Source organism: Micromonospora sp. NPDC005087, assembly GCF_042872965.1.
In the GTDB taxonomy this organism is placed as follows: domain Bacteria; phylum Actinomycetota; class Actinomycetes; order Mycobacteriales; family Micromonosporaceae; genus Micromonospora.
Window position 1 is genome coordinate 267670 of record NZ_JBIALB010000008.1, and the last position, 23526, is coordinate 291195.

General features: G+C 74.3%; 19 protein-coding genes. 13 read left to right on the forward strand and 6 right to left on the reverse strand.

What is annotated here, in order from left to right; genetic code table 11:
• Window positions 1–24: 24 nt before the first annotated feature.
• Both ACFYPS_RS20735 and ACFYPS_RS20740 read right to left on the reverse strand, forming a co-directional pair.
• The gene (locus tag ACFYPS_RS20735; RefSeq protein ID WP_354963949.1) at window positions 25–1077 is read right to left on the reverse strand and encodes an alpha/beta hydrolase; all 1053 of its coding nucleotides are present in this window, start codon (window positions 1075–1077) and stop codon (window positions 25–27) included.
• Window positions 1078–1180: 103 nt separating this feature from the next.
• A complete protein-coding gene (locus ACFYPS_RS20740) occupies window positions 1181–1621 on the reverse strand; it encodes an HPF/RaiA family ribosome-associated protein (protein WP_387326159.1) in 441 nt (146 codons plus the stop codon).
• A 305-nt stretch (window positions 1622–1926) separates the two neighbouring features.
• Here ACFYPS_RS20740 and ACFYPS_RS20745 point away from each other — a divergent pair, with 305 nt between their 5' ends.
• The 3 genes from ACFYPS_RS20745 (at window position 1927) to ACFYPS_RS20755 (ending at window position 5682) form a co-directional block, all read left to right on the forward strand.
• Complete coding sequence (locus ACFYPS_RS20745) at window positions 1927–2715, forward strand: single-stranded DNA-binding protein (protein ID WP_354963951.1); 789 nt, start codon at window positions 1927–1929, stop codon at window positions 2713–2715.
• Window positions 2716–3079: 364 nt separating this feature from the next.
• On the forward strand, window positions 3080–4144 hold the full coding sequence (locus ACFYPS_RS20750) for a cobalamin biosynthesis protein (protein ID WP_354963952.1): 1065 nt from the start codon (window positions 3080–3082) through the stop codon (window positions 4142–4144).
• Complete coding sequence (locus ACFYPS_RS20755; protein WP_387326164.1) at window positions 4141–5682, forward strand: cobyric acid synthase; 1542 nt, start codon at window positions 4141–4143, stop codon at window positions 5680–5682. The genes ACFYPS_RS20750 and ACFYPS_RS20755 overlap by 4 nt, the downstream gene beginning before the upstream one ends.
• Before the next feature lie 159 nt (window positions 5683–5841).
• Here the strand turns inward: ACFYPS_RS20755 and ACFYPS_RS20760 are convergent, their stop codons facing one another.
• Window positions 5842–6243, reverse strand: a complete 402-nt coding sequence (locus tag ACFYPS_RS20760; RefSeq protein ID WP_354964019.1) for a rhodanese-like domain-containing protein — start codon at window positions 6241–6243, stop codon at window positions 5842–5844.
• Between ACFYPS_RS20760 and ACFYPS_RS20765 the strand changes: the two genes are divergently transcribed.
• The 5 genes from ACFYPS_RS20765 to ACFYPS_RS20785 all read left to right on the forward strand — a co-directional run bounded on the left by ACFYPS_RS20765 (window position 6178) and on the right by ACFYPS_RS20785 (window position 11739).
• Complete coding sequence (locus tag ACFYPS_RS20765; protein ID WP_387326228.1) at window positions 6178–7140, forward strand: uridine kinase; 963 nt, start codon at window positions 6178–6180, stop codon at window positions 7138–7140. The genes ACFYPS_RS20760 and ACFYPS_RS20765 overlap by 66 nt on opposite strands.
• 106 nt (window positions 7141–7246) lie before the next feature.
• Window positions 7247–8389, forward strand: a complete 1143-nt coding sequence (locus tag ACFYPS_RS20770; RefSeq protein ID WP_387326167.1) for a M48 family metallopeptidase — start codon at window positions 7247–7249, stop codon at window positions 8387–8389.
• Between the two features lie 36 nt (window positions 8390–8425).
• Entirely contained in the window at window positions 8426–9778 is a 1353-nt protein-coding gene (locus ACFYPS_RS20775) for a dipeptidase (RefSeq protein WP_387326231.1), read from the forward strand.
• A gap of 77 nt (window positions 9779–9855) precedes the next feature.
• Window positions 9856–10062 carry a hypothetical protein gene (locus tag ACFYPS_RS20780; RefSeq protein ID WP_354963955.1) on the forward strand — a complete coding sequence of 69 codons (207 nt, stop codon included), beginning with the start codon at window positions 9856–9858 and terminating at the stop codon, window positions 10060–10062.
• Between the two features lie 84 nt (window positions 10063–10146).
• Window positions 10147–11739 (forward strand): ATP-dependent DNA ligase, encoded by a 1593-nt coding sequence (locus ACFYPS_RS20785; RefSeq protein ID WP_387326170.1) that lies wholly within the window; start codon window positions 10147–10149, stop codon window positions 11737–11739.
• Window positions 11740–11766: 27 nt separating this feature from the next.
• Here ACFYPS_RS20785 and ACFYPS_RS20790 read toward each other — a convergent pair whose 3' ends face one another.
• Window positions 11767–12588, reverse strand: a complete 822-nt coding sequence (locus ACFYPS_RS20790; RefSeq protein WP_354963957.1) for an SURF1 family protein — start codon at window positions 12586–12588, stop codon at window positions 11767–11769.
• Window positions 12589–12760: 172 nt separating this feature from the next.
• Here ACFYPS_RS20790 and ACFYPS_RS20795 point away from each other — a divergent pair, with 172 nt between their 5' ends.
• Both ACFYPS_RS20795 and ACFYPS_RS20800 read left to right on the forward strand, forming a co-directional pair.
• Window positions 12761–14164 (forward strand): cobyrinate a,c-diamide synthase, encoded by a 1404-nt coding sequence (locus ACFYPS_RS20795; protein ID WP_354963958.1) that lies wholly within the window; start codon window positions 12761–12763, stop codon window positions 14162–14164.
• On the forward strand, window positions 14161–14730 hold the full coding sequence (locus ACFYPS_RS20800; protein ID WP_089019337.1) for a GNAT family N-acetyltransferase: 570 nt from the start codon (window positions 14161–14163) through the stop codon (window positions 14728–14730). Before ACFYPS_RS20795 ends, ACFYPS_RS20800 begins: the two co-directional genes overlap by 4 nt.
• A 10-nt stretch (window positions 14731–14740) precedes the next feature.
• Here the strand turns inward: ACFYPS_RS20800 and ACFYPS_RS20805 are convergent, their stop codons facing one another.
• Complete coding sequence (locus tag ACFYPS_RS20805; RefSeq protein WP_354963959.1) at window positions 14741–16873, reverse strand: transglycosylase domain-containing protein; 2133 nt, start codon at window positions 16871–16873, stop codon at window positions 14741–14743.
• Between the two features lie 121 nt (window positions 16874–16994).
• Here ACFYPS_RS20805 and cobC point away from each other — a divergent pair, with 121 nt between their 5' ends.
• The 3 genes from cobC to cobA all read left to right on the forward strand — a co-directional run bounded on the left by cobC (window position 16995) and on the right by cobA (window position 20498).
• Window positions 16995–18098: an Rv2231c family pyridoxal phosphate-dependent protein CobC gene (cobC, locus tag ACFYPS_RS20810; protein ID WP_354963960.1), complete on the forward strand. Its 1104-nt coding sequence runs from the start codon at window positions 16995–16997 to the stop codon at window positions 18096–18098.
• Window positions 18098–19192 carry a nicotinate-nucleotide--dimethylbenzimidazole phosphoribosyltransferase gene (gene cobT, locus ACFYPS_RS20815; protein ID WP_354963961.1) on the forward strand — a complete coding sequence of 365 codons (1095 nt, stop codon included), beginning with the start codon at window positions 18098–18100 and terminating at the stop codon, window positions 19190–19192. Before cobC ends, cobT begins: the two co-directional genes overlap by 1 nt.
• Before the next feature lie 76 nt (window positions 19193–19268).
• Complete coding sequence (gene cobA, locus ACFYPS_RS20820; RefSeq protein WP_354963962.1) at window positions 19269–20498, forward strand: uroporphyrinogen-III C-methyltransferase; 1230 nt, start codon at window positions 19269–19271, stop codon at window positions 20496–20498.
• 465 nt (window positions 20499–20963) lie between these two features.
• On the opposite strand, the gene otsB is transcribed toward cobA, so the two are convergent.
• Complete coding sequence (gene otsB / locus ACFYPS_RS20825; protein WP_354964022.1) at window positions 20964–23525, reverse strand: trehalose-phosphatase; 2562 nt, start codon at window positions 23523–23525, stop codon at window positions 20964–20966.
• Window position 23526 lies beyond the last annotated feature (1 nt).

A 23526-nucleotide genomic window follows, 5' to 3' on the forward strand; every position in this document is an offset into this window, starting at 1 on the left:
GCGGCGAGCCGTGGCCCGGCCGGGTCAGCCGCCCGCCGTCGCCGCACCTGCCGGATCGGACGCGGGACGCCGGCTTTCCGGCAGCTGGGCAGCGTCGTCGGTCGCCACGTCGTCGGCCGGGGCGGTGGGGCCAGCGGCGAGGAACGTCTCGGCCCACCGGCCGACCTCGTCGAAGACCTTTCGGCGTACGGCGGGGCCGGAGAGCGTGAGGTCGTGCAGCCCGCCGTCGAAGCGGGCCAGGGTGACGTGCCGGCCGAGGCGGGGCGCATACCGCACCATGTGCTCCACGTCCAGCACGGCGTCGGCCAGCGTGGCGCTGTCGTGCCACTTGGTGCCCCGGAACGAGCGGGTCGAGCAGGCCAGCAGCACCGGCACCTGGATGTCCAGCCCGGCGCGCAGCCGGCGTTGGCCGGTGCGGATCGCGTTCAGCCAGCCGGCCCGGACCGGGAACCCGGCCAGCGGCTTCCACGCCAGGTCGTAGGTCCACTCGCCCCGGTGGTCGGTGTGGAGGCTCTCGCCGTACACCGTGCCCAGCCCGAACGGCACGATGCGGTGCGGCGCCCGGCGGCCCAGCCGGGAGACGGCGGCCGCGAGGGGTCTGCGCACCGCCCAGGGGGCGTTCAGGTCGAAGAAGGGGCTGTTGAGCACCAGGCCGTCGACGGTGCCGGCGTCGCGGCGGGCGTCCGCCCAGAGCGAGGTGATCAGGCCGCCGGTGGAGTGGCCCATCGCCAGCAGGGTGTCGTGCTCGTCGTCGGTGCGGATGATCTCGGCGGCGGCGTCCAGCTCAGGGAAGTAGTCGCTGATGTCCTGGCAGAAGTTCGGGGTCTGGTGCGGGAGCAGGCTGCGACCGTACTTGCGCAGGTCGAGGGCGTAGAAGTCCCAGCCCCGCTCGGCGAAGAAGTCGGCCAGGTGGGTCTGGAAGAAGTAGTCGACGAAGCCGTGCACGTAGAGCACGGCCCGCCCGGTGGGGCGCTCGGCCCGCCGCCGGACCAGGGTCGCGACGACCGCGCCCTCGTCGTCGGTGCCCAGGTCGATCGTCTGCCGCTCGTACGGCGGCCCCAACACGTCCGGTTCCACGTTCGCGACGCTACGCCGCCAAGCTACCCGGCGGTAGTCCCCGGGATCCGGCCGCCCCGACCGGCCGTGCCAGCCGGCCGGCCGGGGCATGCGGGAGTACGCGTCAGACGGTTTCCGCGTCGGCGCGGCTCGGGTCGCCGGCGGGCAGCGCCTCGGGCTCCTCGGCCGGGTCGACCTGATCCCGCGGCTGGCTGACGTCGCGCAGGTGCTTGTTGTGCCGAGGCTCCTGGCGGGTCTTGGCGTCGTTGAGCCGCCGGCGCAGGTCGTCGCGGACGTCGTTGAGCGCGGCGTGCAGGTCCTCCTCGCCGGAGGTGGTGACGATCTTCTGCCGGCCGGCGATCCAGCACTCCAGGGTGACCTTCTGCCCCCGCGCCTCGCGGTCCTTCACCGACACCTCCAGCTCGGTGGCGTCGGCGTGGAAGCCGGCCAGCCGGGCGTCGAGGGTGGCGAACTGCTCGGCGATCCAGGCGCGGTCGCCCTGCGAGAACCCGGCGCCCACCCGCAGGCACTCGGCCACGGTGGCCGGGTTCGTCACGGCGCTCATCGCCGCGCCTCGCAAGCGGTTGCGGAGCCGATCGTGGTGATCATCATGGCGCTGACCTCTCGTCGACGTGGAGCTGTCGGTGGTGCTTGATCAAGTCCATACCCAGGTTGGTCGGACCCGGAAACCGCTGACGCCCGTCCGGGTGGGTCGGCCGTACCACATCCGGGCCTGATCAGGGCGTTGTCCACAGGTGGCGTCGTTGTCCACAGGTCGGGGGTGGGGTGCTGGCGAGGACCGTCCGCCGCGTCGAGGCTCGGTGTCGAGTCGACTCGCGCTGGCAGGCCCCCGATCCCCCTGGAGGGACGATGTTCGACACCTACGTGACAATTGTCGGCAATGTGCTGACCACGCCCGAGTGGCGGCGTACCACCCAGAGCAACACCCTGGTGGCCAACTTCAAGGTCGCCTCCACCGCCCGCCGGCTCGACCGGGACAGCGGCCGCTGGGTCGACGGGAACTCGCTCCGGGTCCGCGTCAACTGTTGGCGCAAGCTCGCCGAGGGGGTGGCCGCCTCGGTGATGGTCGGCGACCCGGTGGTGGTCTGCGGCCGGCTCTACACCCGCGACTGGACCGACGACGCCGGCAACCACCGCACCCTTTACGAGCTGGAGGCCGTCGCCGTCGGCCACGACCTGTCCCGGGGTCGGGCGCGGTTCCTGCGCAACCGCCCGAGCATGACCACCAGCACGACGGAGGACGCGGAGGCGGAGAGCCGGGTGCACGGCGAGCCCACCGAGCCGGTCCCGGCCGGGCAGACGCCCGTCCTGCCCGACGACCGCCCGCTCGACGACGACTTCGAGCTGTCCGACTTCGGCGCGCTGCGTCCCGGCCCGTTCAGCGCGGCCGGCCCGGTCGACGACGCTTCCCTCAGCGTCGGCGGCGCGCAGGGCGGCGACACCGACGGCCCGGCTGGGCTCGACGACGACGAGTTGGCGTTCCCTCTCGGGGCTGACGACGACCAGTCGGACGACGACCGGCCGGACGACGACCGGCCGGACGACGAGTTGGGGCCGGTGCCGGACGAGGGCCGGCCGGAGCCCACGCCGTCCGGCCGGGGACGGCGTGGCCGGGGGCGGGTCCCGCAACCGGTCTGACCCCTCGGCTCGGCCATCCCGGCTGTCGTGGACGACGGCCGGGGTGGCGGCCAGGCGGCGGCGCGAGCGGTGTGCGGGCAGCACCGGTGCCGCGACCTCCGCGCCCACCACCCGCTCCCGGCGGGTGCTCCGCGACATGTCACGAACGGGGGCGGGGTGGCGACGCGACCGGCGTCGTCACCCCGCGTGACGCCCCTGGCCCGTCCCTCCACACCCAGCGCCGCCCTGCTTCCGGCCTCTGCCGCACCTGCCACCGCCCCGCTGCCCGGCGCGGCGAGCAGCCTGGACGGGGTGGGCCGGGGCGTGCCGGGCCAGGTTGGTTCACGGGACGCTCGTCTAGGCTGGCCGGCCGGAGGTGGTGCGCGTGCGACGGACAGCGCCGGTGGCGAACGCGGTGGGGCTGCTGGCCGGGTACGCGCTGGACAGGCTGCTCGGCGACCCACGCCGGTGGCACCCGGTGGCCGGCTTCGGGCAGGTCGCCGGCGCGCTGGAGCGGCGGCTCTACCGACCGGACCGGACGGCCGGGGCGGTGTTCACCGCGCTGGCCGTTGGTGGGCCGGTGCTGCTCGGGGCGGCCGCTGCGGCAGCCACCCGGCACCGGCCGGTGACCCGGGCGGTGCTCGTCGCCGCCGGCACCTGGACCGTGCTGGGCGGTCGCACCCTGCGGCACGAGGCCACCACCATGGGTGGGGCGCTGCGCGACGGCGACCTGCCCGCCGCCCGGCGACGCCTCGGTCACCTCTGCGGTCGGGACCCGTCGACTCTGGGCGAGTCGGAACTGGCCCGGGCCACCGTCGAGTCGGTCGCGGAGAACACCTCCGACGCGGTGGTCGCCCCTCTGGTCTGGGGCGCGGTCGCCGGCCTGCCCGGGCTGCTGGGCTACCGCGCGGCCAACACCCTCGACGCGATGGTCGGGCACCGGTCGGCGCGCTACGCGCGGTTCGGCACCCCCGCCGCCCGGCTCGACGACCTGCTCAACCTGGTGCCGTCCCGGCTGACCGGGCTGCTCACCATCGCCGTCGCGCCGGTCGCGAACGGCGACCGGGAACGCGCATGGCGGGTGTGGCGGCGCGACCGCAACGACCACCCGAGCCCCAACGCCGGTCAGTGCGAGGCGGCGATGGCCGGCGCGCTGGGGGTCCGCCTCGGCGGCCGCAACGTCTACTTCGGGCGCTCCGAGGTGCGCCCCTTCCTGGGCGACGGTCCCCGCCCCGAGGCGCGGCACCTCAGGCGGGCTGCCCGGATCTCCGGCGCGGTCGGCCTGGCCGCCCTCGGGCTGGCCGCCGCGTACCCGTTGACCGTCGGGCGTCTGGCCGCCGCCGTCGGGCGACGCGGGTGGAGCGCCGCCGTCGGGCGACGCGGGCTGGCCGGTGCTGGTGCCCGGCGCGGGCCGCGAGCCGTCGTGTCGGGGCGGGGGAGCGGGCGGTGAGCGGCGGGCTGCTGGTCGCCGGCACCACGTCCGACGCCGGCAAGAGTGTGCTGACCGCCGGCATCTGCCGCTGGCTGCACCGGCAAGGCGTGAAGGTGGCGCCGTTCAAGGCGCAGAACATGTCGAACAACTCGGCGGTGGTGGTCGGGCCGGACGGGCGTGGCGGCGAGATCGGCCGGGCCCAGGCCATGCAGGCCGCCGCCTGCGGCATCGCCCCCGACCTGCGCTTCAACCCGGTGCTGCTCAAGCCGGGCAGTGACCTGGCCAGCCAGGTCGTGCTGCTCGGCGAGGCGGTCGACACGATCACCGCCGGCACCTTCCGGCACCTGCGTCCCCGGCTCGCCGAGACCGCGTACGCGGCGCTGGCCGAGCTGCGGGCCGCGTACGACGTGGTGATCTGCGAGGGCGCCGGCAGCCCCGCCGAGATCAACCTGCGGGCCGGGGACTACGTCAACATGGGGTTGGCCCGGCACGCCAACCTGCCCACCATCGTGGTCGGCGACATCGACCGGGGCGGCGTCTTCGCCTCGATGTTCGGCACCGTGGCCCTGCTCGACCCGGCCGACCAGGCGCTGATCGCCGGCTTCGTGATCAACAAGTTCCGGGGCGACCTCGGCCTGCTCCAGCCGGGGCTGGACATGCTGCGCCACGTCACCGGCCGCCCCACGTACGGGGTGCTGCCCTGGGCACTCGACCTCTGGCTCGACGCCGAGGACTCGCTCGCCTACGGTCGGGTGCTCGGCCGCCCGGCCGCCCCGCACGGCACCGAGTGGCTGGACGTGGCCGTCGTCCGGCTGCCCCGGATCAGCAACGCCACCGACGTGGAGGCGCTGGCCACCGAGCCGGGCGTCCGCGTACGCCTCACCGTCGAACCAGCCGAGCTGGCCGCCGCCGACCTGGTCGTCCTGCCCGGGTCCAAGTCGACCGTGGCGGACCTCGCCTGGCTACGCGAGACCGGCCTCGCCGACGCGGTCCTGGCCCACGCGACGGCCGGCAAGCCACTGCTGGGTCTCTGCGGCGGCTTCCAGATGCTCGGGCGCGCGATCCACGATCCGGTGGAGAGCCGCCAGGGCAGCGTGCCAGGCCTCGGCCTGCTGCCCATCGAGATCACCTTCGATCCGCGCAAGACCGTCCGGCAGTCGGTGGGCACCGCCCACGGCGACCTGCCGGTCCACGGCTACGAGATCCACCACGGGTACGTCTCGCACACCGATCCGACCCTGGCCCCGCTGCTGACCGGGAGCGACGGTGCCGGCGAGGGCGCGGTGCTCGGCGTGGTGCACGGCACGCACTGGCATGGGGCGTTCGAGTCGGACGGCTTCCGCCGCCGCTTCCTCACCGAGGCGGCCCGGATGGCCGGGCGCACCGGGTTCCGGGTCGCACTCGACACCAGCTTCGCGGCCGCCCGGGAACGCTCGCTCGACCTGCTCGGCGACCTGGTGGAGGAACATCTGGACACCGACGCCCTCTGGCGCCTCATCGAGACCGGCCCGCCCGCCGGCCTGCCCTTCATCCCACCCGGTCCGCCACCGGCCTGACCGGCGACGCCGCCGGCTCGGTCACCGCTCCCCGGACCGGCGACGCCGCCCGTTCGGCCACCGCGTCCCCGGACCGGCGACGCCGCCCGTTCGGCCACCGCGTCCCCGGACCGGCGACGCCGCCCGTTCGGCCACCGCGTCCCCGGACCGGCGTCGGCGTCAGTGCCGGACGTCGGCGGGGCGGTCGGTGGTGGGAAGGCCGGCGGTGAGCCACGCGTCGACGCCGCCGATCATGTCGGTGGCCCGGCGCAGCCCGAGCGTCTGCAGGCTGGCGGCGGCCAGGCTGGAGCTGTAGCCCTCCCGGCACACCAGCACGATTTCCCGGTCGTAGCCGGTGGCCTCCGGAATCCGCCATTCGCTGGCCGGATCGAGTCGCCACTCCAGCACCGTCCGGTCGATGACGACCGCCCCGGGCAGGTCGCCCTGGTCGCGGCGCTGCATCTCGGTACGGGTGTCGACCAGCAGCGCGCCGCAGCGGACCGCCTCGACGGTCTGCTGCGGAGTCAGTCGGTGCAGCCCGGCGCGCGCCTGTTCGAGCAGGGCGTCGATGCCGGGGCTCATCACGTCTCGGAGCACCACCCGATCATGCCGATTCGGGTGCGCGTCGGGCGGCGAACGGGCCGCGCATCACCCGTCGTCGCCCCAAATCCCTCGGACGTGACGGTGCCCGGTCGTGGCGGTCAGCCGGACGAGTTGCGGCCACCTCGATCAGGCACGATCGACTCGGCTTCCTTGAAGTCGTGGTGTCCCTGTCGGTGGGATACCCCGGTTTCCGTGATCGCAAGTCGATCGTGTGGACTTGGCGGGGTGACGGGGAGCGGCGTGGACGGGGTGCTGCCGGTGGCGGTCGTCGAGGCGTACTCCATGCTGGCGCGCCGGGTTGTCGCGGGCCCGGCGCGGTTGGGGCGGACCCGGCTGGTCGCGGTCGACGGGCCGAGCGGCGCGGGCAAGAGCCGGTTCGCCGTGCACCTCGCGGACGCCCTGGCGGCGCTTCCCGGCGGTGCCCGGCCGCCGGTGGTGCACACCGACGACCTGCTCGACGGCTGGGACGACCAACTCACCTTCTGGCCCCGGCTCGATGAGTGGGTGCTGGATCCGCTGCGTGCGGGGCGGCCCGGCTCCTACCGGCGTTACAGCTGGGTGCGGCGATGCTTCCTGCCCCGCCCGGTCCCGGTGCCGGTCGCGCCGGTGCTGATCCTGGAGGGGGTCAGCGCGGCACGCGCGGTTGTCCGGCCGGAGGTGACCCTGGCCGCCTTCGTCACCGCGCCCGCCTCGTTGCGGCTGGCCCGCGCGGTCGAGCGCGACGGGCCGGAGATCCTGCCCGAGCTGCGTCGCTGGCACGACGGGGAACGTGCGCACTTCGTCGCCGACCACACGGCAACCGGGGTCGACCTGGTGGTCGACGGCGCGCCGAGGTTGCCGCACGACGCGGACCGGTACTACGTGCGCATCCGCTGAGCGGGGCATGGACGTGTGCCACCGGCTGCGGCACGATGCGAGGAGGCTGCCATCGGCCACGGCACGATCCGAGAAGGCTCAGGGCGCGGCGAACGGGGGACTCATCATGTCGGCAGCGGATTCGCCCGCGCGGCGCCGCATCACCCTCACCGGCATCAGCTCGCGGGCCTGGGAGCACTCGGCCGACCGGGGCGCCCTGGTCGCGCTGCGTGAGCTGCGGGGTTTCGACGACGTGGTGCGGGCGTTCTTCGGCATGTGGAACGAGCGCGGCTTCCGGCTCTCCGTGCTGGCCTCGGGCATCCGGGTCGACCACCGGCAGTACCCGGCGGTCTGGCAGCGCTACACCGAGGCCGCCGCGGCGCTCGACGTCGCCGAGCTGCCTGAGCTGTACGTGACGCAGTCGCCCTGGCTGGGCGCCGAGGCGGTCGGCCTGGACCGGCCGTTCATCGTGCTGAACTCCGCCTGCGTGCAGGAGCTCGACGAGGACGAGCTGCGTTGCCTGCTCGGCCACGAGCTGGGGCACGTCGGCAGCGGGCACGCCGTCTACAAGACGATGCTCATGATCCTCACCCGCTGGGCGGCAAACCTGAGCTGGTTGCCGGTCGGCGCGTTCGCGCTGCGCGCGATCATCGCGGCGATGCTGGAGTGGTGGCGCAAGGCGGAGCTCTCCGCCGACCGGGCCGGTCTGCTCGCCGGGCAGGACCCGGCGGCCGCCCTGCGGCTGCTGATGAAGCTCGCCGGTGGCGGCGACCTGTCCCAGATCGACACCACCGCCTTCCTGGAGCAGGCGGCCGAGTACGCCGGTGGCGGCGACCTGCGGGACAGCCTGCACAAGATCCGGATGACCGCGTGGAGCACGCACCCGGTGCCGGTGGCGCGCGCCGCCCAGCTGCGGCAGTGGATCGACTCCGGGGCGTACGGGCGGGTGCTGGCCGGGGACTACCCGCGCCGCGACGACGACGGCTCGACCAGCGTCTCGGAGGAGATCAAGGCGGCGGCCGAGTCGTACCGGGAGGAGTTCAGCCGGTCCACCGACCCGCTGGTCGGGCTGCTGCGTCGGCTCGGCGACGGCGCCAGCGACGTCGGTGAGTGGGTGGGCGGCACCGCGGGCCGGGCCCGTTCCTGGATGGACGCCGCCACCGAGGCCGCCGGCCGCGCGCACCGCGCGGGCCGGACCGCGCCCGGCGCGACGGCGGGTGCCGGCCCGGGAGCCGGTGACAGTACGGGCTCGGCCGGCACGCCCGGGTAAGGCCGGCATACGATGCCGGTCATGACCACACCGATCATGTCCGAGTCCCAGGTGCGGGCCGCCGTCGAGCGGGAGATGCCCGGTGTCCGGGCCGACCTGGAACGACTCGTCCGCATCCCCGGCATCGCCTTCGAGGGCTTCGACCACTCACACGTGGAGCGCTCCGCCGAGGCGGTCGCCGAACTGCTGCGCGGGTGTGGCCTGGACGTCGACATCGTGCGTTCCGGCGGGCAGCCCGCGGTGATCGGCCGCCGTGCCGCCCCGGCCGGTGCGCCCACCGTGCTGCTCTACGCCCACCACGACGTGCAGCCGGTCGGCGACCGGTCGCTGTGGGAGTCCGACCCGTTCGAACCGGTCGAGCGGGACGGCCGGCTCTACGGTCGCGGCGCGGCCGACGACAAGGCCGGTATCATGGCGCACATCGCGGCGCTGCGCGCGTACGGTGACGCGCTGCCGGTCGGCGTGGTCCTCTTCATCGAGGGCGAGGAGGAGTACGGCTCCGACTCGCTGGAGCGGTTGCTGGACGAGCACCGCGACGAGATCGCCTCGGACGTCATCGTGATCGCCGACTCCGGCAACTGGGACATCGGCGTACCGGCGCTGACCACCTCGCTGCGCGGCATCGTCAACTGCTTCGTCGAGGTCCGCACGCTGGACCACGCGGTGCACAGCGGCATGTTCGGCGGTGCCGTCCCGGACGCGCTCACCGCGCTGGTCCGGCTGCTGGCCACCCTGCACGACGACGCCGGTGACGTGGCGGTGGACGGGCTCATCGGCCGCGAGGGCGCCACCGTCGACTACCCGGAGGACCGGATCCGGGGCGAGGCCGGGCTGGCCGAGGGCGTGCAGTTCATCGGCAGCGGCCGGATCACCGACCGGCTCTGGACCAAGCCCGCGCTGGCGGTGCTCGGCATCGACGCGCCGTCCACCGGCGAGGCGCCGAACGCCCTGGTCCCGTCTGCGAAGGCGAAGCTGAGCATCCGCCTCGCCCCGGGCGACGACCCCAAGCGGGCGTACGCGGCGGTGCGCGCGCACCTGGAGAAGCACGCGCCGTGGGGCGCGCAGGTGACGGTCTCCTTCGAGCACGACGGCGACCCCTGCGTGATCGACGCGTCCGGGCCGATGTTCGACGCCGCCCGCTCGGCGTTCCGGGAGGCCTGGGACGGCACCGATCCGGTGGACATCGGCGTCGGCGGGTCGATCCCGTTCATCGCCACCTTTCAGGAGATGTTCCCCAAGGCGGCGATCCTGGTCACCGGTGTGGAGGACCCGCACGCCCGCGCGCACGGCCCGAACGAGAGCCTGCACCTCGGGGAGTTCGCCCGGGTCTGCCTGGCCGAGGCGCTGCTGTTGGGCAAGGTGGCCGCGGCGGGCACGAACGGGAGTTAGGTGTCGGAACCGTAACTTCCGGTCTGATCTGGGAGTTTGCGGTGTGTCGGGCGCGGGGCTGCTATAGCCTTTCGAACATGAGTACGAACGAGGTGATGGCCCGGTTGGGGGCCGCTGTCAGCGCGCTGGGGGACGTCGACGTCTCCGCGTGGTCCGAGGACACGCTCAAAGAACAGCTCGGTGAGCTCTCCACCGCCCTGGTCGCCCTCGACTCGGTGCTCTCCCGGGTCGCCGGCGAGGTCCGCGCCCGGGGGCTGCGCATCGAGGAACCCGTCTCCGCCTGATCCGCCGTCCACGTGGGCGGCGGCACCCTGCCGACACCGCCCGGGCATGGCAATGCCCGGGCGGTGTCGGGGGCGACTGGCAGGATGAGGCTCGTGCGGTTCCTCGACCTGGCAGCCACGTCCGCCGCCGTCGGCGCCACCAGCGGCCGGCGCGCCAAGGTGGAGTTGCTCGCCGACGCGCTGCGCCGTCTCGACCCGGCCGAGGTGGAGCCCGGCGCCGGCTATCTCGCCGGTGAGCTGCGTCAGCGGCAGACCGGCGTGGGTTATGCGAGCCTGCGTGACCTGCCGCCGCCGGCCGCCGAGCCGACGTTGACCGTGGCCGCCGTCGACGCGGCCATCGAGCAGATCGCCGCGGTGCACGGCGCGGGCTCGCAGGCACGACGCCGTGCGCTGCTCGGGGCCCTCTACGCGGCGGCGACGGCCGAGGAGCAGCGGCTGCTCACCAACCTGTTCAGCGGTGAGCTGCGGCAGGGCGCCCAGGCCGGGCTGCTCGCCGACGCGGTGGCCCGGGCGGCCGAGGTGCCGGTGGCGGTGGTCCGTCGAGCCCTGCTGCTCGCCGGTGACCTGCGCGCGGTGGCGGTGGCCGCCATGGCCGGAGGCGCCGCCGAGCTGGCCGGGTTCGGCCTGCGGGTCGGCCGTCCGCTGGCGCCGATGCTCGCCCAGAGCGCCCCCTCGGTCGATGAGGCGCTGGCCGCGACCGGCGCGCCGGCGGTGGTCGACGTGAAGCTCGACGGCATCCGCATCCAGGTGCACCGCTCCGGCGCCGACATCGCCGTCTTCACCCGCAGCCTCGACGAGATCACCACCCGGGTGCCCGAGGTGGTCGCTGCGGTCCGCGCCCTGCCCGGCCGGGAGTTGGTGCTCGACGGCGAGGCGATCGGCCTGGACGAGACCGGCCGCCCCCTGCCGTTCCAGCAGACGTCCAGCCGGGCCGCCCGGCGCACCACACCCAGCACCACGGGGCGCACACCGGTCGCCCCGGCGGTGCTCGCGGCCGCCGCCAGCGCCGGCGAGACCGTGCTGACGCCGTACTTCTTCGACCTGCTGCACCTCGACGGCCAGGATCTGATCGACCTGCCCGGCCGGGAGCGGTGGGCGGCGCTCGCCGGCGCGGTGGACGCGTCGCTGCTGGTCGGGCGGCTGGAGGTTGACAACCCGGAGCAGGCGGGTGCGGCGTTCGCCGCCGCCATCGACGCCGGCCAGGAGGGCGTGGTGGTCAAGGCGCCGGACGCGCCCTACGACGCCGGTCGGCGCGGCGCGGCCTGGGTCAAGGTCAAACCCCGGCACACCCTCGACCTGGTGGTGCTCGCCGTCGAGTGGGGCAGCGGCCGGCGGCAGGGTTGGTTGTCCAACCTGCACCTCGGCGCGCGGGACCCGCGCACCGGCGACTTCGTGATGCTCGGCAAGACGTTCAAGGGGCTCACCGACGAGCTGCTGCGCTGGCAGACCGAGCGCTTCCTCGACCTCGCGGTGGAGCGCGGCGACTGGGTGGTCCGGGTCCGCCCCGAGCAGGTGGTGGAGATCGCCTTCGACGGGGTGCAGACGAGTTCGCGCTATCCGGGCGGGATGGCGCTGCGGTTCGCCCGCGTGGTGCGGTATCGCGACGACAAGTCCGCCGCCGAGGCGGACACCATCGACGCGGTCCGCGCCATCCACGCCGGCCGTCCCACCGGCTGACCGGCCGCACCGGCCGAGGTCAGGCGGTCAGGCGGACGCGCTCGGCGTCGGCTCGGCGGCCCGGTCCAACGGGGCTGACGTGGTGCCGATGCCGGCGGCCCGGCGGGCCTCCCGGCGGGCCACCCAGCCGTAGCCGAACAGGGCCATCACGGCGAAGAGCCACCACTGCACGACGTAGCCGAAGTTCTGCCAGTTGTTGGTGTGCCCGACCGGCACCGCCTTGAACACCGGGTCGGCCGCCGGAGTCTGCTCGTCCAGCAGCAGGTAGGCGCCGTACACCGGGTAGGGCAGTTCGCGGGCCAGCCGGGACACCCCGACCCGTCGGGTCTCCAGCCGTCCGTCGCGGCGGTTCACCGCGCCGGCGCCGCTCTCGGTCTCGTGCACCCGGCCGACCACCTTCACGTCACCGGTCGGCGCGGCGGGCACCGTCGGCTGGGCCATCGCCCCACCCGGCGCCGGCGGGACCCAACCCCGGTCCACCAGCAGCGCCGTGCCGTCGGCGAGCACCAGCGGGGTGAGCACCTCGAAGCCGACCCGGCTGTCCACCGTCCGGCCACGGACCAGGACGGTGTTCGTCGGGTCGTACCGGCCGCTGACGGTGACCCGGGTCCACACCTTGTCCTCGGCGGGGGCCGGGCCGACCGTTCCCGGGCCGCCGGCGGGAGCGCGCAGCGCCTCGGCCAGCGGAGCCGGGGCCATCCGCAGGCCGGCGTCGATCCGCTCGTTGACCTCGGTGCGCCCCCGGTAGCGGTCCAGCTGCCAGTTGCCGAGCAGGACCATGACCGCGGCGGCGACCAGGGTCAGGGCGAGAGCGCCCAGCCAGCGTGGGCTCAGCAGGAACCGGTACACGGCAACGAGGCTACCCGTATGACCGACGCCACTGACCTGGACCGGGCCGCGACGGCCCAACCGGCCCCGATCGGCGGTGCTCGCGTGTCGGGCGGGGCGGGTATCGTCACGCGGACGGATCGGTCCAACCGGTCCGCCGTCGCGTACCCGCCGCCCCCGCGAGGAGTCGATGATGACCGTCGTGCCGCGCCTGGTGCTCAGCGCGCCGTCCTCCGGGCACGGCAAGAACGCGCTGGCTATCGGGCTGCTCGCCGCCCTCGCCGAGCGGGGTGTCGACGTCGCCGGGTTCAAGCTCGGCCCGGATCACGTCGACGCCGCCTACCTCGGTCTCGCCTCCGGTCGGCCGGGCCGGTCGATCGATCCCCGGCTGGTCGGCGTCGACCGGCTCGCTCCGCTGGTCGCGCACGGCGCCGAGGGCGCGGGGCTCGCCGTGGTGCAGGGCAGCATGGGCCTGTACGACTCGGTCGGCGGCCGCCCGGAACAGGAGTCCACCGCCGCCGCGGCCGCCGCGCTGCGCAGCCCCGTGGTGCTCGTGGTCGACGTGGCCGCGATGGGTCAGTCGGTGGCCGCCCTGGTGCACGGTTTCCGCTCGTACGACGAGCAGCTCTGGCTCGGCGGGGTGATCCTCAACCGGGTGGCGTCCTCGCGGCACGAGGGGATGCTGCGCGAGGCGCTGGATGACGTGAACGTGCCGGTCTACGGCGCGTTGCGCCGGCAGGACCTGCCGGCGGTGCTGCCGTCGCGCCGGCACGGCGTGGTTCCGGTGGTCGGCGGGTCCGCCGACGCCGCCCGCGCGGTCCGCCGGCTGGGCGAGGCCGTCGCCGCCACGGTCGACCTGGAACGGCTGCTCGGGCTGGCCCGCTCCGCTCCGCCGCTGCCCGCCTCGGCGTGGTCGCCGGAGGAGGCGCTCGGTCCGGTGACGGTCCCGGCGGACCGCCCGCTGGTGGCGCTCGCCGGCGGGCCGGGCAGCAGCTTCAGCCATCCGGAGACCGCCGAGCTGCTGCGGGCCGCCGGCGCCGAGGTGGTCACGCTCGATCCGCTGCGCGACGAGGCGCTGCCGGCCGGCACCCGTGCGCTGGTCGTCGGCGGCGCGCTGCCCGAGGCGTACGCCGAGCAGCTGTCCGCCAACCGGCGGCTCTGCATCGCCGTGGCCGAGCTGGCGCGCACCGGGCGTCCGGTGGTCGCCGAGGGCACCGGCCTGCTCTGGCTGGCCCGGGAGCTGGACGGCCTGCCGATGTGCGGGGTGTTGGACGCGGTCGGCGTCAGCCGGGACGGCCTGGTGGTGGGCTACCGCGAGGCCACCGCCCAGACCGACAGCGTGGTCGCCGCGAGCGGCACGGTGCTGGTCGGGCACAAGGAGCACCGGGCGGTGCTCACCCCGCGATCCGGTCAACGCCCGGCGTGGAGCTGGGACGGCGGCACGCCGGAGGGCTTCGTCTGGCGCAACGTGCACGCCTCGCAGCTCACCCTGCACTGGGCCGGCCACCCGGCGACCGCCGCCCGGCTGGTCGCGGCGGCGGCAGCCGACCCGGCGGCCGAGGCGGTGCCCGTGGAACCCGGCGGGGTGCCGGCGTGATCGGTCAGGTGGCGGTGCGCCGCTTCCCGGCGCTGACCGTCTCCACCCCGCGCACCGAGGTGCGGCGGCACACCGCGGCCGACGCGGCGGCGGTCGGGGAGATCTTCGCCGACAAGCTGACCCGGCGCTGGCTGCCGCTGGCCGACGACTCCGGCCCGATCGACGGGCACGCATGGTGCACCGACCTGGCACGGCAGCGGCGCGACAGCGGCGACGGGGACCACTGGGCGGTGCTCCGCCGGGAGGACGGCCAGGTGGTGGGCTCGCTGTGGACCCGGCGCACCGACTGGGGCGCCCGGGCCACCGAGATCTCCTACGCGATGGCGCCGCACGCGCGCGGGTTCGGCCTGGCGGCCGAGGCCGTGGACGCGGTGGCCATCGCGCTGATCCTGGAGCACGGCTTCCAGCGGGTCGAGCTGCGCGTGGCCCCCGGCAACCTGGCCTCCCGCCGCGTCGCCGAGAAGGCCGGCTTCAGTTACGAGGGCCTGCTACGCAACGCCGGGTTCGTCCGCGGCGGCCGGGTGGACCTCGAACTCTGGTCGTTCGTCGCCGCCGACCTGCGCTGACCCGTGCCGGTCACCCGACGATGGCGTCCGAGGGCGCGGTGAACTGGCGGGTCGGTTGGCCCTTCAGTCCGTCGCGCAGGGTCTCCGCGACCGCCGCGATCGGGATCTGGGACTGCCCGTCGCCCACCGCGTTGAACGGGTTGTCCGGGTCGGAGATGAAGCTCGCCGCGGCCAACTCCGGGGTGTAGCCGACGAACCAGGCGGACCGGGTGCTGTCGGTGGTACCGGTCTTGCCGGCCACGGGGCGCCCGACCGTACCCCGGACGCTGTCGGCGGTGGACCAGCCGCCGCAGCCCCCGCGTGCCGGGGTGTCCCCGGTCGGGCAGCGGGCGGCGTCGGTGGCCGCCCGGGCGGCGTCCGCGCTGACCACCTGCCGGCAGCGCGGCTTGGCGACCTCGCGGTGGATGCCGCTGGCGGTGGCGTACGTGGTCGGCGTGCCGTCCCGGTTCATGATCGCCTGCACCGGGATCGCCTCGCAGTACCGGCCGTCGGCGGCGATGGCGGCGTACGCGTTCGCCATCTCCAGCGGGGTGGCGTCGGAGACACCCAGGGTGAACGCACCCCATTTGTTCGCCTTGGTAGGGGAGGCGTGGTCCCGGTCCACGTCGGTCCGCCAGCGAAGCCCGAGCTGCTCGGCGAGGCGGACCCCCTTCTCCGCCCCGATCTTCTCCTCCAGCTGCACGAAGAACGTGTTCACCGACTTGCCGAACCCGGACCACATGGTCTGCCGGCCGGTCATGGCGCCGCTGGCGTTGGATGGGGCCCAGCCGTCGTAGACCCGCGACTGGTAGCGGTACGGAGAGTTGATCTCGGTGGACAGCGGCATCCCGTCGTTGAGCGCGGCCAGCATCGGGAACATCTTGAACGTCGATCCCGCCTGGTAGCCCGGCAGGTCACCGCCGCCGAGCAGGGGTGCCACCGTGTTCGGATAGTTCGCCTTCACTTTCGGCCCGGCCTCCGGGTTGGAGCTCAGCGGATTCTCGCTCAGGTCCAGCGAGTACGCCCGGTTCACCGCCATCGCCTTGACCCGTCCGGTGCCGGGCTCGGAGACGACGATGCCGTTGGCGAACGGGCTGCCGGTGCTCTCCTTGCTGCCGACGTTCTTCTCCGCCGCCTCCTGGATCTTCGGGTCGATGCTGAGCACGATCCGGTAGCCGCCTCGGCGCAGCTTGTCCATCCGTTCCAGCCGGTTCGCCCCGAACGCGGGCTGCGCGCTCCACCAGTTCTTCAGGTAGTCGCAGGCGAAGCCCCAACTGTTGTACTTCTCCGACACCGCGGCGCAGTCGTTCGGCGGGCTGGTCAGCTTCAGCCGGATCGGTTCGGTCTTCGCGGCGGCGGCCGAGTCGGGGGAGAGGTAGCCGAGTTGGCTCATCCGGTCCAGGACGTAGTTGCGCCGCCCGGTGGCCTCCTTCTGGTCGGAGTCGGCCGGGTCGTACTCCGACGGCGACTTGACCAGCCCGGCGAGGGTGGCCGCCTCGACGGGGGTGAGGTCCTTCGGGGTCTTGGAGAAGAAGATCTCGCTGGCCGCGTAGATGCCGTACGCCCGGTGCCCGAAGTACGCCGAGTTCAGGTAGCGCTCCAGGATCTGCTCCTTGCTCATCTCCTTCTCCAGGTCCAGCGCCATCCGCATCTCCTTGACCTTGCGCAGGCTGGTCTGCTGGGTGGCCTCCTGGACCTCCTTGGGGGTGGTCGCGCTGTCCCGCAGGGCCATCCGGACGTACTGCATGGTCAGGGTGGAGGCGCCCTGGGAGACGCCGCTGGAGCGGGTGTTGGCCACGAAGGCCCGGGCCACGCCCTTCGGGTCGACGCCGTGGTGCTGGTAGAAGCGGGAGTCCTCGGCGGCGACGATCGCCTGCTGGATGTTCGGCGACATGTCCGACAGCTTGGTGTACTGCCGGTACTCCTCGTAGAACATGGTCAGCACGGTCTTGCCGTCCGGGGCGTAGAGGTACGAGGTCTCGGCGGGCAGGGCGGTGGTCAGCAGCCTGGTCTTCTGCTCCACGGCGTGCGCGGTGGCCTTCGCGCCGAGCCCGGTGAGGGCGACCAGCGGGTACGCGGCGGCGGCGATCACGATGCCGGCGATCAGCCCGGCGCGGAGGAGAGGGACGAGTCGACCAGCGGCAGCAAGGGGTCGGTTGCTCACGTGGCCAAGTTATGACATTTCCGATTCGTACATGAGAAGAACTCATAAACCGGCGGGTGGTGACGCGGCTTACGCGGAGATCAGCTGTTCCATCGGCGACCTTCCCGGCAGGATCGCGGACATGCGTGATCAGCCGAGCGGAGTGGCACCGGTCGCCGGGACCGGACCGGCCGCAGTTCCCGAGCCGGACCTGGGACACCACGGCGACGTGGAGGTCGGTGCCGGCCTGGTCGACCTCGCCGTCAACGTCCGCCAGGCACCGCTGCCGGACTGGCTGGCCGACCCGATCACCGCCACCCTCAGCGACCTGGGCCGATATCCGGACCCGGCACCGGCCCGAGCCGCGGTCGCCGCCCGGCACCGGCGTCACCCGGACGAGGTACTGCTCACCGCCGGCGCCGCCGAGGGGTTCGTGCTGATCGCCCAGGCGCTGCGCGGTGTCCGCCGGCCGGTCGTGGTGCACCCCCAGTTCACCGAGCCGGAGGCGGCGCTGCGAGCCGCCGGGCACCCGGTGGAGCGGGTGCTGCTGGACGCCGCCGACGACTTCCGGCTCGACCCGGACCGGGTGCCCGCCGACGCCGACCTGGTGATGATCGGCAACCCGACGAACCCGACCTCGGTGCTGCACCCGGCGCGCACCCTGGCCGCGCTGGCCCGACCGGGTCGGATCCTGGTGGTCGACGAGGCGTTCGCCGACACCACCGCCGTACCCGGGCGACCCGGCGAACCGGAGTCGCTGGCCGAGCGGCGCGACCTGCCCGGGCTGCTCGTGCTGCGCAGCCTCACCAAGACCTGGGGCCTGGCCGGCCTGCGCATCGGCTACCTGCTCGGCGCACCGGAGCTGCTGTCCCGGCTGGCCGCCGTCCAGCCGCTCTGGGCGGTCTCCACACCGGCGCTGGCCGCCGCGTCGGCCTGCGCCACCCCCGTCGCGGTCCAGGCCGAACGCGCGATCGCCGCCGACCTCGCCGCCGACCGCGACCACCTGACCGCCCGCCTGGCCGACCTGCCCGGTGTACGCGTCGTCGGCCGCCCGGCCAGCGCGTTCGTGCTGCTGCACCTGCCCGGAGCGACCCGCGTCCGGGCGACTTTGCGCGAGCGTGGCTGGGCGGTACGCCGGGGTGACACGTTCCCTGGGCTCGGCCCGGACTGGCTGCGGGTGGCGGTGCGCGACCGATCCACCACCGATGCGTTCATCGAGGTGCTGCGCGAGACCATGGAGGCATGATGCTGGAGACCACGATCGCGGCGATCCAACCGCCGGACGAGTCGGCGATGGCCGACGCCCGTGCGCTGCACGGCCGGCTCACCAAGCCGGCCGGCTCCCTGGGCGCGCTGGAGGAGCTGTCAGTACGCCTCGCCGGCCTGGCCGGTGCCTGCCCGCCGCCCCTGCCCGAGCCGGCCGCGGTGGCGATCTTCGCGGGGGACCACGGGGTGCACGCCCAGGGGGTGACTCCGTGGCCGCAGGAGGTCACCGGGCAGATGATCGGCAACTTCCTGGCCGGCGGTGCGGTGGTCAACGCTTTCGCCCGGCAGGCGGGCGCCTCGGTCACCGTGGTCGACGTCGGCGTGGCCACGCCGCTGCCCGCTCAGCCGGCCGCTGAGGCATCCGGCCCGGTCGTCCTCGACCCGTCCACGCCCCGGCTGGTCGCCGCGTGCGTTCGCCGGGGCACCCGGGATCTCGCGGTGACCGCCGCGCTCACCCGGGACGAGGCGAGGGCGGCGGTGCAGACCGGCATCCGGATCGCCGACGAGTTGATCGACGCTGGGGCGGCCATCCTGCTCACCGGCGACATGGGCATCGGCAACACCACGCCGGCCGCTGCGCTGATCGCCGCCTTCACCGGCGCCGACCCGCTCGACGCCACCGGCCGAGGAACCGGGGTCGACGACCCGACGTACGCCCGCAAGGTGGCCGTGGTGCGGGCCGCGCTGGCCCGGCACGCGCCCGACCCGGCCGACCCGCTGGGTGTGCTGGCCGCCGTCGGCGGCCTGGAGCACGCCGCCCTGGCCGGGCTGATCCTGGGCGCCGCGGCGCGCCGCACACCGGTGCTGCTGGACGGGGTGATCGCGGTCTCCGCCGCCCTCGCCGCCGCCGCGTTCGCCCCGGACGCGGTCAGCGCCATGGTCGCCGGCCACCGCTCGGCCGAGCCGGGCGCGACGGTGGCGCTGCGCCACCTCGGCCTCGACCCGCTGATCGACCTGGGGCTGCGCCTCGGGGAGGGCACCGGAGCGCTGCTGGCGCTGCCGGTGGTCACCGGCGCGGTTCGGGTGCTGCACGAGGTGGCCACCTTCGACTCGGCGGGCGTGGCGGAGAAGTGAGCGGACCCGGCGAGCGGACGATCCGGCTCGGCGGTGCGGTGCCCGGCATCGCCGCCCGGCGGGGCGAGGAGGCGGCGTGAGCACCAACCCGTACCCCCTCGGCCTGCGGCTCGACGGGCGGCGGGTGGTCGTGGTGGGCGGTGGCGCCGTCGCCACCCGACGTGTCCCGGCGCTGCTGGACGCCGGCGGGGACGTCCTGCTGGTGGCACCGGAGCTGACCCCGGCGCTGCGCGCCCGGGCGGACGCAAACCGGCTGCGCTGGGTGCCCCGCCGGTTCGAGCCGGCTGACCTGGACGGGGCGTGGCTGGTCCAGGTGGCCATCGACGACCCGGTCGCGGCTGCCTCGGTGAGCGCCGTCGCCGCCGAGCGCCGGATCTTCTGCGTCCGGGCCGACGACCGCCTGGCGGCCACCGCCTGGACCCCGGCGGTGACCCGGCACGGCCCGGTCACCGTGGCGGTGCTCGGCGGCGGCGACCCGCGCCGCGCGATGACCGTCCGGGACGCCATCCGCGACCTCCTGAGCGCAAGGAAGGGCCCCCTGCTAACACCTGCGGTAGTGGAAGGGTCCCTTCCTGACGCGGGCGGGCGGGTGGCGCTAGTCGGGGCGGGTCCGGGCGACCCCGAGCTGATCACCGTGAAGGGTTGGCGGCTGCTGACCGAGGCGGACGTGGTGGTCGCCGACCGGTTGGTGCCCGGGCTGCTCCTGGACGAGCTACGCGCCGACGTCGAGCTGGTGGATGCCTCGAAGATCCCCTACGGACCGTCCCGGGCCCAGGAGGAGATCAACCGGATCCTGGTGGACCGTGCCCGGTCCGGCGCCCTGGTGGTCCGGCTCAAGGGCGGTGACCCGTACGTCTTCGGCCGGGGCGGCGAGGAGCTGTTGGCGTGCGCGGCGGCCGGCGTACCGGTGACCGTGGTCCCCGGAGTGACCAGCTCGATAGCCGCCCCCGCCGCCGCCAATATCCCGGTCACCCACCGGGCGGTGGCGCACGAGTTCACCGTGGTCTCCGGGCACGTCGCGCCCGACTCACCGGCCTCGCTGGTGCGCTGGGAGGCGCTCGCCGGGTTGCGAGGCACCCTGGTGATCCTCATGGGGTTGAAGAACCTCGCCGCCATCACGGCCACTCTGATCGCACACGGCCGGTCGCCGCAGACGCCAGCCGCCATCGTCCAGGAGGCCACGACAGGCGCCCAGCGGGTGCTGCGGTCGACGCTCGGCGCGGTGGCCGGCGACCTGCTCACCGCCGACCTGCGCCCGCCCGCGGTCGTCGTGGTGGGCGACGTGGTGCACGCGCTGGACACCTGACGTCAGCCGGCCTCGATGCGGGGCTCCGGCGGGCGGTGCTCCCGGCGTGCGGTGCCTCGGTGGGCGGTGCTTTGGCCGTGCGGTGCTTTGGCCGTGCGATGCCGCGGCGCGCGGTGCACGGTGCCTCGCCGTGCGGTGGCGGGAACGAGCGGCGCGGCACCGGCGGCGGACCCTCCTGCCCTCCTTTGCTCTGCTTCAACCGGCGCAACACCCAGAGGCCATCTCTGTTGCGTTGGTTGAAGCAGAGCAAAGGGCTTGCGAGTAGTCCCCGCTCCTCGGTCGGCGGCGCCGGTCGTCGGTCGCCAGCGCCGACCCCGGGCCCGCCGGCAACGCTCCTCGGCCGGAGGCACCGACTCCGGGCCGGCGGCACCGACCCCCGGCAGGCGCCACCCCCCGGTCGCTGCCCCTGGACAGACGGCGGGCCGGAGCGGTGAAGCTCCGGCCCGCCGTTGAACTGGCGATCGGCTACTGCTTGAGCATGTTGTCCAGCAGCAGGGCGCAGCGGATCAGACCGAGGTGGCTGTACGCCTGCGGGTGGTTGCCCAGCCCGCGCTCGGCGAGCGGGTCGTACTGCTCGGGGAGCAGCCCGGTCGGGCCGGCGGTGAGCACCATCTGCGCGAACAGCTCCTCGGCGTCGGTGCGGCGGCCGGTGCGCAGGTACGCCTCGATCAGCCACGCCGTGCAGATGTGGAAGCCGCCCTCGCGGCCCGGCAGGCCGTCGTCCCAGTGGTAGCGGTAGACGACCGGGCCGCTGCGCAGGTCCGCCTCGATCCGGAGCACCGTGGACAGGAAGCGCGGGTCGTCGCCTGGAAGCAGGCCGGACAGCCCGATCCAGAGCGACGAGGCGTCCATGTCCTCGTCGCCGTACGCGACGCTGTACGCCTCGACCTCCTCGTGCCAGCCGTGCTCCAGCACGTTGGCGGCGATCCGGTCGCGGAGTTCCTTCCAGTCGGGCCGGTCCTCGCCGCCGTGCTGGCGCATCACGTGCAGCGCCCGGTCGACGGTCATCCAGCACATCACCTTGGAGAAGACGTGGTGCCGGGGTGGGAGCCGGGCCTCCCAGATGCCGTGGTCGGGCTCGTGCCAGCGGCGGCGGACCGCCTCGACCATGTTCTCCAGCACCCGCCACTCGTCCTCGCGGACCGAGCCGCGGGCATCGGCGACGGCCGCGATCAGGTCGGAGATCGGGCCGAAGACGTCCAGCTGGAGCTGGTGGTTGGCGAGGTTGCCGACCCGGACCGGTCGGGAGCCGGCATACCCGGGCAGGGTGTCGATGACCGCCTCGGCGCCCAGCTCGTAGCCGTCGATGGTGTAGAGCGGGTGCAACCGCTCCGGGTGGCCGCCGGTGCGTTCGATGCAGCCGTCCACCCAGCGCAGCAGCCCCTCGGCCTCCTCGATGGAACCCAGGTCGACCAACGCGCGGGCGGTCAGCGCCGCGTCGCGGAGCCAGCAGTAGCGGTAGTCCCAGTTGCGGACGCCGCCCAGCTCCTCGGGGAGCGAGGTGGTCGCCGCGGCGAGGATCGAACCGGTCGCCTCGTGGCACAGCCCGCGCAGGGTGAGCGCGCTGCGGGCGACCAGGTCGCGGGCGGTGGACGGCAGCCGCAGCGAGGCGACCCAGTCCTTCCACGGCTGCTCGGCCGCGGCCTGCCGGTCGTGGATCGGCACCCGGTGGTGCTCCAGGCTGTGCGTGGCGAAGCGCAGCTCCAGCACGACCTGCCCGCCGGCGGCGGAGAGGTCGACGACCGCCTTGGCGGTCTCGTAGCCGCCGTCATTGTTGACCTGCCACTCCACCCCCGGGGAGTAGAGCGCGATCGGCTCGTTGGAGCCGAGCACCAGCAGGCCGTCGCCGAGCGGCTGCAACTGGACGGCGACCTGACCGAACTCGGGGCGCGGCGCGAACTCCACCCGAACCCGGCCGCTGCCGGTGAGCACCCGGATCAGGGTCGAGTCGCCGGTGATCACCGCGGGGCCGTCCGGGGTGGTCTCCCGGGCCGGCTTGTCCAGCCAGTCGGTGACGGTGAGCCCGGACCACCGGGTCTCCACGGTCATCGTGCCGGAGCGGTAGCGCTGGCCCAGCGGGATGCCGCCGCGTTCCGGGACGATGCTGAAGTGGCCGGCCGGGCTGCCACCGACCAGGTCGGCGAAGATCGCCGCCGAGTCCGGCTTGGGGTGACACAGCCAGCTGACCTTGGCATCGGGGGTGAGCAGCGCGACGGTGCGGCCGTTGGCCAGCATGGAGTGCCGCTCGATCGGCACCGCCCGCTCGCCGAACAGCCAGTGCCGGCGGGTCTCCAGCAGCAGCCCGAGCGCGCGGGCCGCTTCGAGCGGCTCGGCCACCCGGTAGCCGGCCTGGGTGTCCCCGGGACCGATCTTGATGCCGAGGTCCGGGCCGTGCAGGTTGCCGAACGCGTTCTCGTCGGTCACGTCGTCACCGATGAAGAGCACGGCGCTGGCCGCGAGCTGGGTCCGCAGCTGGTCGATCGCGGTGCCCTTGTGGGTGGCCACCACGGAGAGCTCGATGACCTCCTTGCCCTGGGTGACCGTGACGCCGTCGAAGGTGGCCGGCCCGTTGCGTACCGCCTCGATGGCAGCGGCGGCGACCTGCGGAGCGACCCCCCGGGTGTGCACGGCGACGCTGGCCGGCTTGCGCTCCAGGCGGATGCCGGGATGCTCGGCGGCGATCTCGCGTAGCGCGTTCCGCACCCGGGTGCGCACGGCGACCAGCTCGGGGGAGAGGCGCTCGACGAAGCCGATGTCGAACTCGGAGCCGTGGCTGCCGACGAGGTGCACCTCGCTGGGCAGCCGGGAGAGCGCGGCCAGGTCGCGCAGCGCCCGGCCGGAGATCACCGCCACGGTGGTCTGCGGCAGCGCGGCGAGCGCGCGGATCGCGGCCACCGACTCGGGCAGCGGTACGGCCGTGCTCGGGTCCTCCACGATCGGCGCCAGTGTGCCGTCGTAGTCGCAGGCGATCAGGAGCTGGGGGACCCGGGCGATCCGGCCGATGGCGGAGCGCAGCTCGGGGTCCATC